We start from the raw sequence: 17,740 nt of genomic DNA on the forward strand, positions 1-17,740 counted from the left end.
CCTTACATCCTACCCAAGATCAGGTTGCAGATCCGCGTCACGCACCAGCCTTTCCAATGCAACCAGGTCCGGCACCCTTGCCACCTGCTCGCCCACCTGCACCGCCGCCAACTCCAGGCGCCCCAGTGCCACGTCCACATAGTTGAGCTGGCTGTCGAGCTTGCATGAACGCGGGATGTCCTGCAGCAACAGCGCCAGGTAACGCAGCCCGGTATCGCCCAAGGCATTGAGCACCACCACGCGTGCCCGCTCACCGCACGGCGTCTCGCCACCGCACGCCGCCTCGAAACCAATCAGCGGCAAGCGTTGCTGGCGCCAGTCGATCCAGCCCAGGTGCCAAGCGGGATCACCGTGCTGACACACCAGGTTGCGCTGCCCGCTCAACTCGGCCACCGCCACGTTGGGCAGCACCAGGGTGCGGTCACCCAACGGCAGCAACAGCCCGGTCAGGCTGCTGCGTTGGCCGGCAATCAGTTCAAGCATGGGTCTGGCTCCAATGGGCGATGCTCTGCAACAACAGCGACTCCTGGTACGGCTTGCCCAGGTACTCGTTGACGCCGATGGCCATGGCGCGGTCGCGGTGCTTCTGCCCGGTACGCGAAGTGATCATGATGATAGGCAGGTCCTTCAGGCGGGCGTCACGGCGGATACGTGTAGCCACCTCGAAACCATCCATACGTGGCATCTCGATGTCCAGTAGCAACACGTCGGGCCGGTGCTCTTCCAGCAAGGCCATGGCGTCAACACCGTCTTTGGCTGTGAGCACGCTCATGCCGTGGCGCTCCAGCAGGCGGCTGGTGACCTTGCGCACGGTTACCGAATCGTCCACCACCATCACCAGCAAGGGGCGGCGTGGTGCCGGGCCAAGCAGTTGGCGTTGGCTGCCACCAGCGGGCAGGCGAGCCAGCCGTCGCTGCTGGCCGCGCAGCTGGCCCAGCAGGTCAAGAATCAACACCACCCGACCATCGCCCAGCAACGTTGCCCCCGACAACCCGGCAACCGCGGCAAACTGCGGCCCCAGGCTCTTCACCACGATCTCGCGGCTGGGCGACAGGCCGTCGGCCTGGATGGCGAACGATTGCTCCTTGGCATGCACCAGCAGCACCGGCAATGGCACGCTCTGCCCCAGCAGCGTCGGGCGTGGCACACCTTGCAGCAACTCGCCCAGGTAGCGCAGCTCGTATTCGTGGCCGGCGTAGACATAACGTGGCGCGTCCAACTGGTAGCACGCCGCCAGCTCGGCCGGCGGCACACGAACGATACCTTCGATGGTATTGAGCCCAATTGCGTACTGCTCTTCGCCCAGGTGCACCATCAACGCGCGGTTGATGGACACCGTGAACGGCAGGCGGATCAAGAAGCGCGCGCCTTTGCCCTGGGCCGACTCGATGCTCATCGAGCCCCCTAGTTGCTTGACCTCCTCATGCACCACATCCATGCCCAGCCCGCGACCGGAAATTTGGGTGATCTTTTCGGCGGTGGAAAAGCCCGGGCGCAGGATGAACTGCAGGATCTCGTGATCGCTCAACTGGGCCTGCGGGTCCAGCAGGCCGCGTTTGATGGCCTTGCGCCGCACCGCCTCCAGTGGCACGCCGGCACCGTCATCGGTCATTTCGATGACGATATCGGCACCTTCGTGCAACAAATTCAGGTGAATGGTGCCCTGCTCCGGCTTGCCGGCAGCCAGGCGCATTTCGCGGCTTTCCAGGCCATGGTCGACGGCGTTGCGCAGCATATGCTCCAGCGGCGCCACCATGCGTTCGAGCACGCTGCGGTCCAGCTCACCCTCGGCATTGCCGACCACCAGCTCCACCTGTTTGCCCAGCTCGCTGGCCACCTGCCGCACCACGCGCTGCAAGCGCGGCACCAGGCGTTCGAACGGCACCATCAGGGTGGCGGTCAGGCCTTCCTGCAACTGGCTGTTCACCCGCGCCTGCTGCTGCAGCAGGCTATACGCCTCCTGAGCGCGCTGGGCCAGGGTTTCCTTCAGGTCGAGCAGGTCCGAGGCAGACTCGAACAGGGCCCTCGACAGTTGCTGCAGCTGCGAATGGCGGTCCATTTCCAGCGGGTCGAAATCGTCATAGGCATCGCCTTCGAACTGCTGACGGCTGGAAATTCGCCCTTGGGTCTCGACGTCCAGGCGCAGCAACTGGTCGCGCATGCGCTCGAGGGTGGTTTCCATCTCGTTGAGGGTGAACTGCGCATCGTTGACCTGCTGCTCGATGCGCCCACGAATGATCGAGTGCTCGCCGGCCAGGTTACCCAGGTCGTCGAGCAGCTCGGCATCGACCTTGACCATGTCGCCCGGCGCCCGCTCTGGCGCCGCTGCCGGCACTTCGGCGGTTGCAGCCTCCAGCGCTCCCTGGCCCGCGGCACTGTCGGTCAGTGCCGCGCTGCTGAAATTGCGAATGTAGTCGATCAGCGCCGTGGCAGCATGCAGCGGCTGCCCCAGGCGCACGGCATCGAGCATGTGCGCCAGACGGTCGTGGCAGTTCTGTAGCAGGGCGAACAGCGGCGCGCTCGGTGGCAAACGGCCGGCGGCCAACAGTTCGTAGAGAAACTCCAGTTCGTGGGCCAGGTCGCCGATCGGGGCGATTTCGACCATGCGCGCCACGCCCTTGAGGGTGTGCAGGTCGCGCATCAGGTTGTCCACCTCGACGCTGTTGCGCGGGTCGGCCTGCCAGCGCGCCAGGGCTGCTGCGGCGCTTTCGACGATGTCCGAGCTTTCTTCGAGGAACACTTCCAGCAGTTCTTCGCCGGGGTTTTCCGGCTTCTCGACCAGCGGCTCGGCGGCCCCCGGCAGCAACGACGGGTGCCCCAGCCCCAAGGTATCGGTCAGGTCCATGTCCGGGTGCAGCGGTGTGACCGTATCAATGCCCACAAGGCCGGTTGCATCCGGGGGCAGGGCCTGGTCCAACAGGTTGCGCAGGCTGCCAACCAGTTCTGGGCGCGGCGCCAGATCCTGTCCAGCCGCCACTTCGTCGAGCATGTCCAGCAGGGCTTCATGGGCGTGCTGCGCCTGGGCGAAGAAGCGTGCATCGGCGGGCAGGCTGCCCTCTTCTACTGCACCGTACAGGTCGAGCAAGGCCTCGCACACATCATCCATCTGCCACAGGTCAGCCAGGTGAGCGGCATGGCCCAGGGTGGTCATTTCATCAAGCAGGGTGTCCAGTGCGTCACGCTGACCTGGCTGCTGCTGCCAGCGCGACAGCACCGACTCGGCATTGAGCAGAATGTCCATGGCCTGGGCCAGGAAACTGGCGACCAACTGCGGGTCGCGCTTGCTGCGCCGCGCGTGCTGCGGGTCGTCATGCAAGCTGGCCAGGCGGCCGTCCACTGCCTGGCCAACCTGCTCGATCAGCTCCGCAGCGCCGGGAATGGCAGCCAGCGGCGTGCTGTCAAGTTGCGCCAGGCCCAGATGAAACAGCGAGCGCGCGGCTTCCAACCATTCCATCTCGGCCATTTGCAGCGGCAGTTGATGCCCCTTGTACTCACGGGCCAAGCGGTCGAAGGCGGTGGCGAGTTCGGCGACCGGCATCACCCCGGCCATGGCGGCACTGCCTTTGAGCGTGTGCAGGGCACGCTGCAGGCCATCGCTGACCGGCGTATCGTGACCATCGGCGCCCTGCAGGAAGGCATCGAGGCTGGCCAAGTGGCCCTGCGCTTCACTGCGAAAAATATCCAGTAACTGCGGATCCAGGCCATCGATATTGGCCGTGGCTGGTGCGTCGTTTTCAGCCAGGGCGTGCAGGTGCCCAGCCAGTTGCTCGATTTCGGTCAGTTGCGGCAGCTGGCCGGCGGCAAAGTCGGCCAGCAAATCGGGCAGATGGACAAACACCTGCTGCAGGGCCACCACGCCCTCCGGGCTGAGCACGCTGCGGCCTTCCAGTACCCGGTTCAGCAGGTGCTCGGCGCCCCAAGCCAGTTCAGCCACCGCCTCGGCATGCACCATGCGACCGCTGCCTTTGAGGGTATGCAACGCACGACGTACTTCCCCAGCGCCCCACGCTGCTGGTTGTCCGCACGCCAGCGCAGCCAGTGACGCTCGATTTCCGGAAGCAACTCGCCAGCTTCCTCGAGAAACACTTCGCGCAGCTCGTCGTCGATGCCATCGCCATCGGCTCCCAGGCCCGCTCGGGCGTCAGCCTGCGCACAGTGCACGCCCAGCGCCGCCAGGCTGGCACGCGCCCTGTCGATGAAGGGCTGGCCATCCGCCAACGGGTCGGCCACCCGCCATTGCAGGTAACACTCGGCAGCACTCAGCGCCTCGGCCAGGTGCGTCAGCTCATCGGCGGGCGGCTCTTCGTCCAGGTGCTGCAACCAACGCTGCACATAACTTGCGCAGCCGGCAAACAGCTCGGCCACGGCGGGCAGCATCAACATGGCCAAAGCCCCGCGAACCTGCTGCAATAGCCCTGGCAAAGGTTGCAGGCGCTGCCGAGGCCAGTCGGACTCCAGGTAGTCGCCGATCAGGTCCTTGGCCTGCTGCAATACATTCAGCGACTCGCTCAACACCAGCTGGCGTATCTCGGCCAGGTCCGAGCCCGGCAGGCTACCCTGGCCGTTTTCCTCCAGTGGGCCGACCATGCCGTTCAGCGAAGCCTCCACGTACAGCAAGGCCCCCGCCACATCCATAAGCACCGCATCGTCCACCGACCGCTCGCCCTGGGCCAAGGCCTGCAGCGCCAGCACCTGGTCGATGATCACCCGCCGTGGTTGTTGGAAGCCCAGTACAGCCAGGGTATCGGCCACGTGGCGCAGCGGCGCCAGCAGGGCATCGAGCTGCTCGCTGTGCTGACGATCGCTGCGCACGAACTGGTCCAGGCGCTCCTTGATGCGCATGAGGTCGTCGCAGAGCGCGGTCACCACCGAGCGCAGGGCATCGCGGCCCGGCCCGGCCTGCAATTGATCGCGCCAGTTGCCCAACGACAGGTCGAGGTTGGCCAGGTCGTCGGACCCGGCAAAGCGTTGCGCAGCACCACTTATCAGGCTTGCCTGGGCTAGCGGCTCGATGCCACGGCAGGCGCGCAGCTGGTTGAGCAGTGGCAGCATCACCAACGGCAGATCGTGGCGGGCGCCGCGCAAGCGCTCAAGGTACGACGGCAACTGCTCCAGACCACGGAACAGCGCACCCAGGCAATCGCCCCGTGGGCTGACCTGGCCATCGGCCAACGCCTTGGCGAACAGCTCCAGTTCCTCTGCCAGGCGCGTGGCGCCACGCAGCTCGAGCATGCGCAGGCAGCCATGCACCTGGTGCAAGTTGTCGACCACGAAGGCCAGCATCGACAAGTCGCCCGGTTCGCCGGCGAAGCGCTCCAGCGCCTGCCGTGCCTGGCCCAGGCAATCGAGAATGGCGGCCTTGGTCCAGGCCAGCGCCACCGTTTCGTGGCGCTCGGGGCTTACAGCAGCGACAGCCATGGGCACTCCTCTGCGCGGCGCTTCACTTGGGTTCTGCCGGTGGCGGCAGGGTGAAACCGGACACCGAACGGCGCATCTCGCTGGCCATGCGGGCCAGGTGGCGAATACTGTCGGCGGTGGCACCCGAGCCTGCGGAGGTTTGCGCGGTAATCTGCTGGATCACCGCCATGGTATGGGAGATCTGCCCTGCCGAAGAAGTCTGCAACTGGGCAGCGTCGGAAATGCTGTGGATGAGGTCGGCAAGGTTCTGCGATACCCCTTCGATCTCGGCCAGCGCCACCCCGGCATCCTGGGCCAGGCGGGCGCCGCGCACCACTTCGGCGGTGGTCTGCTCCATGGAGATCACCGCTTCGTTGGTGTCGGCCTGAATGGTGCGCACCAGTGCCTCGATCTGGCGGGTAGCCGACGACGAGCGTTCGGCCAGGCGCTGTACCTCGTCGGCGACCACGGCAAACCCGCGGCCGGCCTCACCGGCCAGCGAGGCCTGGATCGCAGCGTTGAGTGCGAGAATGTTGGTTTGGTCGGCAATGTCGTCGATCAGGCTGACGATGTCGCCGATTTCCTGGGAAGACTCGCCCAGGCGCTTGATCCGCTTGGCGGTGTCCTGGATCTGCTCGCGAATGTTGTCCATGCCGTTGATGGTGTTATGCACCACCTCGTTGCCCTTGTTGGCAATAGCCACCGAGCGCTCGGCCACCTTGGCCGATTCATAGGCATGCGCCGACACCCGATCGATCGACTCGACCATGTCGCCAACCGCCTCGGACGCTTCGCTGATTTGTGCGGCCTGGTGCTCGGAGGCCTTGGCCAGTTGGCGAGCGGTGTTCTGCGTGTCCTGCACAGCGGCGGCAACCTGCATGGCGCTGTGGTTGATGGTGGCGACCAGGTCGCGCAGCTGGTCCACGGAATAGTTGATCGAGTCGGCAATGGCGCCGGTGAAGTCTTCGGTCACCGACACGGTCACGGTCAGGTCGCCGTCGGCCAGCTCTTCGATTTCGTCGAGCAGGCGCATGATCGCCTGCTGGTTGCGTTCGTTCTTTTCTGCGGTCTCGCGCAACTGGCGGTTGGTGGTACGCACCATGACCAGGCCGATGAGGATGATCGAGGCCAGCGCCAGCAGGCCCAGGGCGTAACCGCCAACGGTGTCGAGGGTGCGCCCACCGGCCAGGTTCTCGAAACCGTTGGCCAAGTGCGAGGCTTCGTCGAGCAAGGTTTGCGAAAGGCTGAAAATGTTGCCTGCGGCTTCACGCACACGGAACAGTTCGGGCGAAGTTTCGAGAATTTCATCGACCGAACCTGCAACGAACTGGAACAGTTCGGCAATTTCGGCCAGCCGTGCGCGAGCGTCGGCGTCCTCGACGCGGGTTACCTGGATGGTCGCATTGCCATTGAGCATGCCCTCCAGCACCTGGCCAAAGCGCCCGGCGTCGCGGCCAAAGGCATCGGCCGCCTGGGCTGCGCTGTCGTCACCGGCCAACACCGTGTTGACCGAGCCGAGAATACGCTCGGCCAGCAACAGCTGGCGCTGGGCCACCGCCACCTGATTGGCCGGGGCACCGCTCTGCAGCAGGATCTCGACCACTTTTTCGTATTCCACCTGCAACTGCGGCACGGTCTCGGCCAGGGTCGCCGCCACCTGGTGCAACGACAGCACGGTCTGCTCGCTGGCCAGGATGATGTCGGTGTTCTTACGCAGGTTTTCCCAGTCACGGCGTACCGACTCCATCTCGTCACGCACCGAGGGTGGCGCAGGCGGCAGGCCGGTGGACTTGTCACCCTGACGCAGGTAGCCCCAGCGACGCTCGAAATCGTTGCGCGCATCCGACAGCAGCTTGAACGCCAACGCCTTGCCGGTGGCCGCTTCGGTGGCGTTCTTGGCAATGCGTTGCGACAGCACACGCAGCTCGCCGGCATGGCCGATGTACTGCTTGTCGTAGTTGGACTGGGTATTGAGGTAGGCGAAGTTGGCGAACAGCAGGATGATCGACAGGATCAGGATCAGGAACAGCACGGTGATCTGCGCGATGCTGCGGGTACGTGGGGTCACGGTGGTGGCAGTGACTGGGGTGGCAGGCTTGTTCACGTTCGCAGGTCCTATAACGCCACATCGAGAAAGCCCGGCGCCTGGGCCAGGGCGAAGGGGCTGAAGATCGCCCAGTTGCGTTCACGCGGGAAGTGCCCCTGCACAAAGCGTGCAGCGGCCCGGATCAGTGGTTGCGGCGGCGACAACTGCAAGCTGTCGAGGGCAAAGTGCTGCAGGCCCAGTACCTCGTCCACCAGCAGGCCGACGAACAGGTCATCGTGGTCCAGCACCAGCACCCGCCGCTGCTTGCCTGGGGCGGCGTGGCCCAGGCCGAAGAAGCTGCTCAGGTCCATCACCGGCAACAGCCGGCCACGCAGGTTGGCCACCCCGCACACCCACGGCTGCACGCCGGGAACACGGCTACTGCGCGGTTCGCGCAACACTTCGGCCACTTCGCCCATGGGCGCGACGAACCACTGCCCGGCAATGCGAAAACCGATGCCGCTCCACTGCTGCAGTCGGTTGTCCTGCGGTGGCTGGTCGGCCACCAGCAGGCGGCAGCGCCGGTCGATGTCCAGCAACAACTCGAAGGCGGTCAGCGACGCGCCCTGCGGGCGGGTGGTCAAGCCCCCAGCACTTCTTTGAGCTTGGCGATCAGCGCGTCCTCTTCCACCGGCTTGGTCAGGAAGTCACGTGCACCCTGGCGCGTGGCCCAGATGCGGTCGGTTTCCTGGTCCTTGGTGGTCACCACGATTACCGGGATGGCGCTGGTCTCTGGGTCCTTGCTGAGCTGGCGAGTGGCCTGGAAACCGTTCATGCCAGGCATGACGATGTCCATCAGCACAGCGTCGGGCTTGTCTTGCCGGGCCAGGGCCACGCCATCGGCACCGTTGCTGGCCTTGAGCACCTGGTAGCCGTGCTTCTCCAGCCATTCGGTCAATCTGTACATCTCTGTCGGCGAGTCGTCGACAATCAGAACTCGGGCCATGCTGTTTCCCCATCAGGAAAGTAGGACCGTGCCATGGCGGGGCGCGGTCAGGGTGCGTGTTGTTGAGGTACGGCAAACCCGGGCACGTGGGCGCGGATCGCGTCGAGCAATTCTTCCTTGCTGAACGGCTTGGTCAGGAACTGATCGGAACCGACCACCCGGCCACGAGCCTTGTCGAACAGGCCGTCGCGCGACGACAGCAGGATCACCGGGGTGTCCTTGAAGACACTGTTGTGCTTGATGACCGCGCAGGTCTGGTAACCGTCCAGGCGCGGCATCAGCACATCGACGAAAATGATGCTGGGCTGGTGGTCGACGATCTTGGCCAGGGCATCGAAGCCATCGCTGGCGGTGATCACCTCGCAGCCCGCTTCACCGAGCAACATCTGTGCGGTGCGGCGGATCGTGCGGGAATCGTCGATCACCATCACCTTCAGGGGTTGTTCCATAGACGCCTACCAATGGAAATTAGCTGCACTTTTAGCACACTCCGGAAGGCCATTCCATCTGCGCCGCCCCTTGACCGGCGGCGCTCGCGGCGCCACCCTGAGCCACTTTTCTTTCGAGCCATCGCGGCCAAGCGCCGCCAAGAGGAACCACCCCATGAGCGTTCGCCTCGGCATTGTCATGGACCCCATCGCGTCCATCTCCTACAAGAAGGACAGTTCGCTGGCCATGCTGCTGGCCGCCCAGGCACGCGGCTGGAGCCTGTTCTACATGGAACAGCAAGACCTGTACCAGGGCGAAAGCAAGGCCCGTGCACGCATGCGCCCGCTGAAGGTGTTCGCCGACCCGGCACGCTGGTTCGAGCTGGGCGAGGAGCAGGACAGCCCGCTGGCCGAGCTGGACGTGATCCTGATGCGCAAGGACCCGCCGTTCGACATGGAGTTCGTCTACAGCACCTACCTGCTGGAACAGGCCGAGAATGATGGCGTGCTGGTGGTCAACCGCCCGCAGAGCCTGCGCGACTGCAACGAGAAGATGTTCGCCACGCTGTTTCCGCAGTGCACCACGCCGACCCTGGTCAGCCGCCGCCCGGACATCATTCGCGAATTCGCCGCCAAGCATGCTGACGTGATCCTCAAACCACTGGATGGCATGGGCGGTACGTCGATCTTCCGACACCGCGCTGGCGACCCCAACCTGTCGGTGATCCTGGAAACCCTGACAGCGCTGGGTACCCAGCAGATCATGGCCCAGGCCTACCTGCCGGCGATCAAGGACGGCGACAAGCGCATCCTGATGATCGATGGCGAGCCGGTGGACTATTGCCTGGCGCGTATCCCTGCCAGTGGCGAGACCCGTGGCAACCTGGCCGCTGGCGGCCGGGGCGAGGCCCGCCCGCTGACCGAGCGCGACCGCTGGATCGCCGCCCAGGTCGGGCCGACCCTGCGCGAGAAGGGCCTGCTGTTCGTGGGCCTGGACGTGATCGGCGACTTCCTCACCGAAATCAACGTCACCAGCCCCACCTGCATTCGCGAGATCGATGCCGCCTACAACACCGATATCGGTGGCAAGTTGATGGATGCCATTGATCGCAAGCTCAAGGCGCGCTGACAGCCAACGCGAAGCTAGACCCTAGAGTGGGGTATGATGCCGGTCCTATTCGACTGAGCTACTGCCCCGCCCTGCGGTTGCTGGATACCTGATGACGCTGCCCGCTGACATCCCTGCCGACCTGCTGCCTCCCCGTGTTCGCCCGGTGGACCGGCTCGGCTTCACCCTGTTTCTGGCTGCCCTGGTGCACCTGGCGCTGATTCTTGGCGTCGGCTTCACCGTGGTCAAGCCTGCCGAAATTCGCCACACCATGGACATCACCCTGGCCACCTTCAAAAGCGAGAAAGCGCCCGAGAAGGCCGATTTCCAGGCCCAGGACAACCAGCAGGGCAGCGGCACCCTGGACAAGAAGGCGGTCCCCACGACCACCGAACTGGCCCCGTTCCAGGACAGCAAGATCAACAAGATCACCCCACCACCCGCCGCCAGGCCCGAAGTGGTACCCCCGCCTACCCCGCAGAAGTCGGCGGTAGTGACGACCGCGCCCAAGCCGCAAAAGGTCGAACCCAAGCCCAAGGAAAGCAAGGTGCAGCCCAAACCGGCCGCGCCTGCGCCAGACTTCGACAGCTCGCAGCTGTCCAGCCAGATCGCCAGCCTGGAGGCGGAGCTTTCCAACGAACAGCAGATGTACGCCAAACGCCCGCGCATTCACCGCCTGAACGCCGCCTCGACCATGCGCGACAAGGGCGCCTGGTACAAGGAAGAGTGGCGCAAGAAGGTCGAGCGGGTGGGCAACCTGAACTACCCCGACGAAGCGCGCCGGCAGCAGATTTACGGCAACTTGCGCATGATGGTGTCGATCAACCGTGATGGCTCGCTGTACGAGGTGCTGGTGCTGGAGTCGTCCGGGCAACCGGTGCTGGACCAGGCGGCACAGCGCATCGTAAGGCTGGCGGCGCCGTTTGCACCGTTTACTGGGGATTTGGCTGAGTTTGACCGGTTGGAGATTATTCGGACATGGCGGTTTGCCCGTGGGGACCGTTTGTCCAGTAATTGAGTATTGGCCTTGGGCGTAGGGCTTGCGAGATGCGGTGGCGCGGATATCGAGCGCCGCGCGGGCGGCGCTCGATCTCAAAGACACCAAAAACCTCAAGACAGACACCAACCAAACGACACAAATCCGCACCTTGTCAGCCTCGCCACCTGGCGCCACACTATCCCCCATGAAAACCCTAGCCCCCAGCTACCTCAAGCATCAGTTTCTGATCGCCATGCCGCACATGGCCGATCCGAACTTCGCCCAGACCCTCACCTACATCGTCGAGCACAATGAGCATGGCGCCATGGGCCTGGTGGTCAACCGGCCGCAGGAACTGAGCCTGGCCGACATCCTCGAGCAGCTGCGCCCGGACGAAATGCCGCCGGCCAGCACCTCGCAGGTGCCGATCTACCAGGGCGGCCCGGTGCAGACCGACCGCGGCTTCGTGCTGCACAGCAGCGAGTGCAGCTTCCAGGCCACAGTGGCCCTGGAAGGCCTATCGCTGACCACATCGCAGGATGTGTTGCTTGCGATTGCCGCAGGGGTAGGCCCGAAACAGAGCCTGATCACCCTGGGTTATGCCGGCTGGGAAGCGGGCCAACTGGAGGCCGAGCTGGCCGACAATGCCTGGCTGAACTGCCCGTTCGACCCGGAAATCATCTTCGGCATGGCCAACGACCTGCGCCTGGAAGCTGCAGCCGCCAGCCTGGGGATCAACCTGCACCTGCTGACCAGCCAGGCGGGCCACGCCTGATGGCCGAGCTACGCCTACTGCTGGGCTTCGACTACGGCAGCAAACAGATCGGTGTGGCCGTCGGCCAGGTGATAACCGGCCAGGCCCGCGAACTGTGCACCCTGAAGGCACAGAACGGCGTGCCGGACTGGGCCCAGGTGGAAAAGCTGATCGCCGAATGGAAGCCGGACGCCATTGTCGTCGGCCTGCCACTGAACATGGACGGTACGCCTAGCGAAATGAGCGCCCGCGCCGAAAAGTTCGCCCGCCGCCTGAACGGCCGCTTCAACCTGCCCGTGCACACCCACGACGAGCGCCTGACCACCTTCGAGGCCAAAGGCGAACGCATGGCCCGTGGCGGTCAGCGCGGCAGCTACCGCGACAACCCGGTCGATGCCATCGCCGCTGCCTTGTTGCTGCAAGGCTGGCTGGAGGCCAACACCTGATCATCTTTGCCGCCGGGCCCACCCGGCGCACCCTTCCGAGGAGCCCGCAATGAGCCTACCCAATCCCGCCGAGCTGATCCGGCAGATGGCTGTCGACCTTCGCGCCCACCTGGCCCGCCGTCACATCAGCGAGCCGCGCTATATCGGTATCCGCACCGGCGGTGTCTGGGTTGCCCAGGCCCTGCAGGAAGCCATGGGCGACACCAGCCCCATGGGCACCCTGGACGTTTCGTTCTACCGCGATGACTTCAGCCAGAACGGCCTGCACCCGCAAGTGCGTCCGTCCGAGCTGCCGTTCGAAGTCGAAGGCCAACACCTGGTGCTGGTGGATGACGTACTGATGAGCGGCCGCACCATTCGCGCTGCGCTCAACGAGCTGTTCGATTATGGCCGCCCGGCCAGCGTTACCCTGGTCTGCCTGCTGGACCTGGATGCCGGCGAACTGCCAATCCGTCCGAACGTGCTTGGCGCCACCCTGTCGCTGGCGGCCCATGAACGGGTAAAATTGACCGGACCCGCACCGCTCGCCCTCGAGCGCCAGGACCTCGCCTCCGCTTCCGCCCTTTAAGAGTCCCCCGCGATGACGCCAATCGACGCCAAGCGCCCGCTGCAGCTCAATGATCAGGGCCAGCTGCGCCACTTCCTCTCGCTCGACGGTTTGCCCCGCGAACTGCTCACCGAGATTCTCGACACCGCCGACTCCTTCCTGGAAGTCGGTGCCCGGGCCGTGAAAAAAGTCCCGCTGCTGCGCGGCAAGACCGTATGCAATGTGTTCTTCGAGAACTCGACCCGTACCCGTACCACCTTCGAATTGGCGGCCCAGCGCCTGTCGGCCGACGTGATCAGCCTGAACGTGTCGACCTCCTCGACCAGCAAGGGCGAAACGCTGTTCGACACCCTGCGCAACCTCGAGGCCATGGCGGCCGACATGTTCGTCGTGCGCCACTCCGACTCGGGCGCCGCGCACTTCATCGCCGAACATGTGTGCCCGGACGTTGCCGTGATCAACGGCGGTGACGGCCGCCACGCGCACCCGACCCAGGGCATGCTCGACATGCTCACCATCCGCCGCCACAAGGGCAGCTTCGAAAACCTGTCGGTGGCCATCGTCGGAGACATCCTGCATTCGCGCGTGGCCCGCTCCGACATGCTCGCGCTCAAAGCGCTGGGTTGCCCGGACATTCGCGTGATCGGCCCGAAAACCCTGATCCCGATCGGTATCGAGCAGTACGGCGTAAAGGTCTACACCGACCTCGCCGAAGGCCTGAAAGACGTCGACGTGGTGATCATGCTGCGTCTGCAGCGTGAGCGCATGGCCGGTGGCCTGCTACCCAGCGAAGGCGAGTTCTACCGCCTGTTCGGCCTGACCACCGCACGCCTGGCCGGGGCCAAGCCCGACGCCATCGTCATGCACCCAGGCCCGATCAACCGTGGTGTCGAAATCGAGTCTGCAGTGGCCGACGGCAAGCACTCGGTGATCCTCAACCAGGTCACCTACGGCATCGCCGTGCGCATGGCCGTGTTGTCCATGGCCATGAGCGGGCAGAACGCGCAACGTCAATTCGACCAGGAGAACGCCCAGTGACCATCAGTATTCTCGGCGCCCGGGTCATCGACCCCAACAGCGGCCTGGACCAAGTCACCGACCTGCACCTGGAGGGCGGCCGCATTGCCGCCATCGGCGCCGCCCCGGCCGGTTTCAGCGCCAGCCGCACGATCCAGGCCGATGGCCTGGTCGCCGCGCCCGGCCTGGTCGACCTTGGCGTTTCCCTGCGCGAGCCGGGTTACAGCCGCAAAGGCAACATCGCCAGTGAAACCCGCGCGGCCGTGGCCGGCGGCGTTACCAGCCTGTGCTGCCCGCCGCAGACCAAGCCGGTGCTGGACACCTCGGCGGTGGCCGAGCTGATCCTAGACCGTGCCCGCGAAGCGGCCAACAGCAAGGTCTACCCGATCGGCGCCCTAACCAAAGGCCTGGAGGGCGAGCAACTGGCCGAGCTGGTGGCCCTGCGTGACACCGGCTGCGTGGCATTCGGCAACGGCCTGAAGGAAATCCCCAACAACCGTACCCTGGCTCGTGCCCTGGAGTACGCGGCCACCTTCGATCTGACGGTGGTGTTCCACTCCCAGGACCGCGACCTGGCACAGGGCGGCCTGGCCCACGAAGGTGCCATGGCCAGCTTCCTTGGCCTGCCGGGCATCCCGGAAAGTGCCGAAACCGTGGCCCTGGCGCGCAACCTGTTGCTGGTGGAGCAGAGTGGTGTGCGTGCGCACTTCAGCCAGATCACCAGCGCCCGTGGCGCGCGGCTGATCGCCCAAGCCCAAGCCCTGGGCCTGCCGGTGACCGCCGATGTGGCGCTGTACCAGCTGATCCTCACCGACGAGTCGCTGCGCGAATTCTCCAGCCTGTACCACGTGCAGCCGCCGCTGCGGACCGCAGCCGACCGTGACGGCCTGCGCGAGGCAGTGAAGTCGGGGGTGATTCAGGCGATTTCCAGCCACCACCAGCCGCATGAGCGCGACGCCAAGCTGGCCCCGTTCGGCGCCACCGAGCCGGGTATCAGCAGCGTCGAGTTGCTGCTGCCGCTGGCCATGACCTTGGTGCAGGATGGCCTGCTCGACCTGCCAACCTTGCTCGCCCGCCTGAGCAGCGGCCCCGCTGCCGCCTTGCGCTTGCCAGCCGGCGAGCTGAAAGTGGGTGGGGCGGCCGACCTGGTGCTGTTCGACCCGCAAGCCTCCACCGTTGCCGGCGAGCAGTGGTTCTCGCGCGGCGAGAACTGCCCGTTCATCGGCCACTGCCTGCCGGGTGCGGTGCGCTATACCTTGGTCGATGGGCACGTCTGCCACGAGGCCTGACAAAGCGCGAACTTGCTTTGTGTAGGAGCGGCCTTGTGTCGCGAACGGGCCGCGCAGCGGCCCCAGGGTCTCTGCATCACGCATGAATCGCTGGGGCCGCTTTGCGGCCCTTTCGCGACACAAGGCCGCTCCTACATCGACCGTGCCCGGTTCGAAGACCGGACCAACCATTCATCCCCCACGGTTGAAATCCTTCCCCCACCCCCATATGAGTCTGCATCAGGCACTTTCGCCCCGCTGCGTGGAGACTCTCCCCTTGACCACCATCGTTTCTGTCCGCCGTAACGGCAAAGTCGTCATGGGCGGCGACGGCCAGGTATCCCTCGGCAATACCGTGATGAAAGGCAACGCCAAAAAGGTGCGCCGCCTGTACCACGGCCAGGTCATTGCGGGCTTCGCCGGTGCTACCGCCGACGCCTTCACCCTGTTCGAACGCTTTGAAGGCCAGCTGGAAAAACACCAGGGCCACCTGGTCCGCGCCGCCGTCGAGCTGGCCAAGGAATGGCGTACAGACCGCTCCCTGAGCCGCCTGGAAGCCATGCTGGCCGTGGCTAACAAGGACGCCTCCCTGATCATCACCGGCAACGGTGACGTGGTCGAGCCCGAAGATGGCCTGATCGCCATGGGTTCCGGCGGCGCCTATGCCCAGGCCGCCGCCCGCGCCCTGCTGAACAAGACTGACCTCTCGGCACGCGAAATCGCCGAAACCGCCCTGAACATCGCCGGCGACATCTGCGTGTTCACCAACCATAACCTGACCATCGAGGAGCAGGACCTGGCCGACTGATTCAGCTGTTCTGGCGCCCCTTCCCGGTGAAGGGGTTTTTCCACGCTGACTCATCTGCCCAAGGACCCTATTGATCATGTCCATGACCCCCCGCGAGATCGTCCACGAACTCAACCGCCACATCATCGGCCAGGACGACGCCAAGCGCGCCGTGGCCATTGCCCTGCGCAACCGCTGGCGGCGCATGCAGCTCCCTGCCGAACTGCGTGCCGAAGTCACCCCGAAGAACATCCTGATGATCGGCCCTACCGGCGTCGGCAAGACCGAAATCGCCCGCCGCCTGGCCAAGTTGGCCAACGCGCCGTTCCTCAAGGTCGAAGCCACCAAGTTCACCGAGGTGGGCTATGTAGGCCGCGACGTCGAGTCGATCATCCGTGACCTGGCCGATGCCGCGCTGAAAATGCTGCGCGAGCAAGAAATCATCCGCGTGCGCCACCGCGCCGAAGATGCCGCCGAAGACCGCATTCTCGATGCCCTGCTGCCACAAGCGCGCGTCACCAGCTTCAGCGAGGAAGCCGCACAGACCAGCAGCGACTCCAACACGCGCCAACTGTTCCGCAAGCGCCTGCGCGAAGGCCAGTTGGACGACAAGGAAATCGAGATCGAAGTGGCCGATGCCGTAGGCGTGGAAATTGCTGCACCGCCCGGCATGGAAGAAATGACCAACCAGTTGCAGAGCCTGTTCGCCAACATGGGCAAGGGCAAGCGCAAAGCGCGCAAGCTGAAGGTGAAAGAAGCGCTTAAGATGGTTCGCGATGAAGAAGCGAGCCGCCTGGTCAATGAGGAAGAACTCAAGGCCAAGGCCCTGGAAGCAGTCGAGCAGCACGGTATCGTGTTCATCGACGAAATCGACAAAGTGGCCAAGCGTGGCAACGTTGGCGGTGCCGACGTGTCCCGTGAAGGCGTACAGCGCGACCTGCTGCCGCTGATCGAAGGCTGCACCGTCAACACCAAGCTGGGCATGGTCAAGACCGACCACATCCTGTTCATTGCCTCGGGCGCGTTCCACCTGAGCAAACCGAGCGACCTGGTGCCTGAACTGCAAGGCCGCCTGCCAATTCGTGTGGAGCTGAAGGCGCTGACCCCAGAAGACTTCGAGCGCATCCTGCAAGAACCGCACGCGTCGCTGACCGAGCAGTACCAGGCATTGCTCAAGACCGAAGGCCTGAACATCGCGTTCCAGGCTGACGGCATCAAGCGCCTGGCCGAGATTGCCTACCAGGTCAACGAGAAGACCGAGAACATCGGTGCCCGTCGCCTGCACACCCTGCTCGAGCGTTTGCTCGAAGAGGTGTCGTTCAGCGCGGGCGACCTGGCCAGCACCCACGACGAAGCGCCGATCCAGATCGACGCGGCGTACGTGAACAGCCACCTGGGTGAGCTGGCGCAGAACGAAGACCTGTCGCGTTACATCCTGTAATACCGCAGGGGGCCGCTTTGCGGCCCCCTTGCACATTCCCCCAAATCTCCTGAAGCTGTGCTTCATCAGCTCCCGAGAGATTCTGCCCATGGCCCGCCTGCCCACTGCCATCAACCTGCACAAAGCCTCGAAAACCCTAAGCCTCACCTACGCCCCCGGCGAGGTCTACCAACTGCCCGCCGAATTCCTGCGCGTGCACTCCCCCTCCGCCGAAGTCCAAGGCCACGGCAACCCCATTCTGCAGTTCGGCAAGATCAACGTCGGCCTCGTCGGCCTCGAACCCGCCGGCCAATATGCACTGAAACTGACCTTCGACGACGGCCACGACAGCGGTCTGTTCACCTGGGAATACCTCGAGCAGCTGTGCCTGCGCCAGGAACAGCTGTGGGCGGAATACCTCGACGAGCTGCACAAGGCCGGCAAATCCCGCGACCCGGCCGAGTCGGTGGTCAAACTGATGCTCTAGCGCAAGGCCTGCGGGGTTTAGAGCGCATTTTCTAAATTCATCTGTTTGAATGGCTTGCAGACAGCCCAGT

The 17,740-nt window shown here is 64.8% G+C and carries 15 protein-coding genes and 1 pseudogene; 10 read left to right on the forward strand and 6 right to left on the reverse strand.

From position 1 onward, the window contains the following. Positions 1-9: 9 nt before the first annotated feature. The 6 genes and pseudogenes from AB5975_07890 to AB5975_07915 form a co-directional block, all read right to left on the reverse strand. Positions 10-483: a chemotaxis protein CheW gene (locus AB5975_07890; protein ID XDR21750.1), complete on the reverse strand. Its 474-nt coding sequence runs from the start codon at positions 481-483 to the stop codon at positions 10-12. Continuing rightward, positions 476-5,418, reverse strand: a pseudogene (locus AB5975_07895) (Hpt domain-containing protein). The gene AB5975_07890 and the pseudogene AB5975_07895 overlap by 8 nt, the downstream one beginning before the upstream one ends. A gap of 22 nt (positions 5,419-5,440) precedes the next feature. Next, a complete protein-coding gene (locus AB5975_07900) occupies positions 5,441-7,465 on the reverse strand; it encodes a methyl-accepting chemotaxis protein (GenBank protein ID XDR22937.1) in 2,025 nt (674 codons plus the stop codon). A 47-nt stretch (positions 7,466-7,512) separates the two neighbouring features. Then, positions 7,513-8,067, reverse strand: coding sequence for a chemotaxis protein CheW (locus tag AB5975_07905; protein ID XDR21751.1), 555 nt, complete (start codon positions 8,065-8,067; stop codon positions 7,513-7,515). Continuing rightward, a complete protein-coding gene (gene pilH, locus AB5975_07910; protein XDR21752.1) occupies positions 8,064-8,429 on the reverse strand; it encodes a twitching motility response regulator PilH in 366 nt (121 codons plus the stop codon). The genes AB5975_07905 and pilH overlap by 4 nt, the downstream gene beginning before the upstream one ends. 47 nt (positions 8,430-8,476) lie before the next feature. Beyond that, complete coding sequence (locus tag AB5975_07915) at positions 8,477-8,878, reverse strand: PleD family two-component system response regulator (protein XDR21753.1); 402 nt, start codon at positions 8,876-8,878, stop codon at positions 8,477-8,479. Between the two features lie 154 nt (positions 8,879-9,032). On the opposite strand from AB5975_07915, the gene gshB reads away from it, so the two are divergent. The 10 genes from gshB to AB5975_07965 all read left to right on the forward strand — a co-directional run bounded on the left by gshB (position 9,033) and on the right by AB5975_07965 (position 17,670). After that, complete coding sequence (gene gshB / locus AB5975_07920) at positions 9,033-9,986, forward strand: glutathione synthase (protein XDR21754.1); 954 nt, start codon at positions 9,033-9,035, stop codon at positions 9,984-9,986. Positions 9,987-10,077: 91 nt separating this feature from the next. Beyond that, positions 10,078-10,983 (forward strand): TonB family protein, encoded by a 906-nt coding sequence (locus AB5975_07925; protein ID XDR21755.1) that lies wholly within the window; start codon positions 10,078-10,080, stop codon positions 10,981-10,983. A 166-nt stretch (positions 10,984-11,149) separates the two neighbouring features. Beyond that, a complete protein-coding gene (locus AB5975_07930; protein XDR21756.1) occupies positions 11,150-11,719 on the forward strand; it encodes a YqgE/AlgH family protein in 570 nt (189 codons plus the stop codon). Continuing rightward, positions 11,719-12,144 carry a Holliday junction resolvase RuvX gene (gene ruvX / locus AB5975_07935; GenBank protein ID XDR21757.1) on the forward strand — a complete coding sequence of 142 codons (426 nt, stop codon included), beginning with the start codon at positions 11,719-11,721 and terminating at the stop codon, positions 12,142-12,144. The genes AB5975_07930 and ruvX overlap by 1 nt, the downstream gene beginning before the upstream one ends. Positions 12,145-12,193: 49 nt before the next feature. Further along, on the forward strand, positions 12,194-12,712 hold the full coding sequence (pyrR, locus tag AB5975_07940; GenBank protein ID XDR21758.1) for a bifunctional pyr operon transcriptional regulator/uracil phosphoribosyltransferase PyrR: 519 nt from the start codon (positions 12,194-12,196) through the stop codon (positions 12,710-12,712). Positions 12,713-12,724: 12 nt separating this feature from the next. Continuing rightward, positions 12,725-13,729, forward strand: coding sequence for an aspartate carbamoyltransferase catalytic subunit (locus AB5975_07945; GenBank protein ID XDR21759.1), 1,005 nt, complete (start codon positions 12,725-12,727; stop codon positions 13,727-13,729). Beyond that, on the forward strand, positions 13,726-14,997 hold the full coding sequence (locus tag AB5975_07950) for a dihydroorotase (protein ID XDR21760.1): 1,272 nt from the start codon (positions 13,726-13,728) through the stop codon (positions 14,995-14,997). The genes AB5975_07945 and AB5975_07950 overlap by 4 nt, the downstream gene beginning before the upstream one ends. Positions 14,998-15,253: 256 nt before the next feature. Further along, on the forward strand, positions 15,254-15,784 hold the full coding sequence (gene hslV / locus AB5975_07955) for an ATP-dependent protease subunit HslV (GenBank protein XDR21761.1): 531 nt from the start codon (positions 15,254-15,256) through the stop codon (positions 15,782-15,784). Positions 15,785-15,860: 76 nt separating this feature from the next. Further along, entirely contained in the window at positions 15,861-17,204 is a 1,344-nt protein-coding gene (hslU, locus tag AB5975_07960; GenBank protein ID XDR21762.1) for an ATP-dependent protease ATPase subunit HslU, read from the forward strand. An 88-nt stretch (positions 17,205-17,292) separates the two neighbouring features. Continuing rightward, a complete protein-coding gene (locus tag AB5975_07965; GenBank protein XDR21763.1) occupies positions 17,293-17,670 on the forward strand; it encodes a gamma-butyrobetaine hydroxylase-like domain-containing protein in 378 nt (125 codons plus the stop codon). Positions 17,671-17,740: the final 70 nt, after the last annotated feature.

Source organism: Pseudomonas putida (genome assembly GCA_041071465.1).
Classification (GTDB): Bacteria; Pseudomonadota; Gammaproteobacteria; order Pseudomonadales; family Pseudomonadaceae; genus Aquipseudomonas; species Aquipseudomonas putida_P.

Excerpts from the sequence above, each read along its gene's own strand:
- AB5975_07890 (XDR21750.1), bottom strand. The coding sequence starts at position 483 with ATGCTTGAACTGATTGCCGGCCAACGCAGCAGCCTGACCGGGCTGTTG.
- pilH (XDR21752.1), bottom strand. The coding sequence starts at position 8,429 with ATGGCCCGAGTTCTGATTGTCGACGACTCGCCGACAGAGATGTACAGA.
- AB5975_07915 (XDR21753.1), bottom strand. The coding sequence starts at position 8,878 with ATGGAACAACCCCTGAAGGTGATGGTGATCGACGATTCCCGCACGATC.
- gshB (XDR21754.1), top strand. The coding sequence starts at position 9,033 with ATGAGCGTTCGCCTCGGCATTGTCATGGACCCCATCGCGTCCATCTCC.
- AB5975_07925 (XDR21755.1), top strand. The coding sequence starts at position 10,078 with ATGACGCTGCCCGCTGACATCCCTGCCGACCTGCTGCCTCCCCGTGTT.
- AB5975_07930 (XDR21756.1), top strand. The coding sequence starts at position 11,150 with ATGAAAACCCTAGCCCCCAGCTACCTCAAGCATCAGTTTCTGATCGCC.
- ruvX (XDR21757.1), top strand. The coding sequence starts at position 11,719 with ATGGCCGAGCTACGCCTACTGCTGGGCTTCGACTACGGCAGCAAACAG.
- pyrR (XDR21758.1), top strand. The coding sequence starts at position 12,194 with ATGAGCCTACCCAATCCCGCCGAGCTGATCCGGCAGATGGCTGTCGAC.
- AB5975_07945 (XDR21759.1), top strand. The coding sequence starts at position 12,725 with ATGACGCCAATCGACGCCAAGCGCCCGCTGCAGCTCAATGATCAGGGC.
- hslU (XDR21762.1), top strand. The coding sequence starts at position 15,861 with ATGTCCATGACCCCCCGCGAGATCGTCCACGAACTCAACCGCCACATC.
- AB5975_07965 (XDR21763.1), top strand. The coding sequence starts at position 17,293 with ATGGCCCGCCTGCCCACTGCCATCAACCTGCACAAAGCCTCGAAAACC.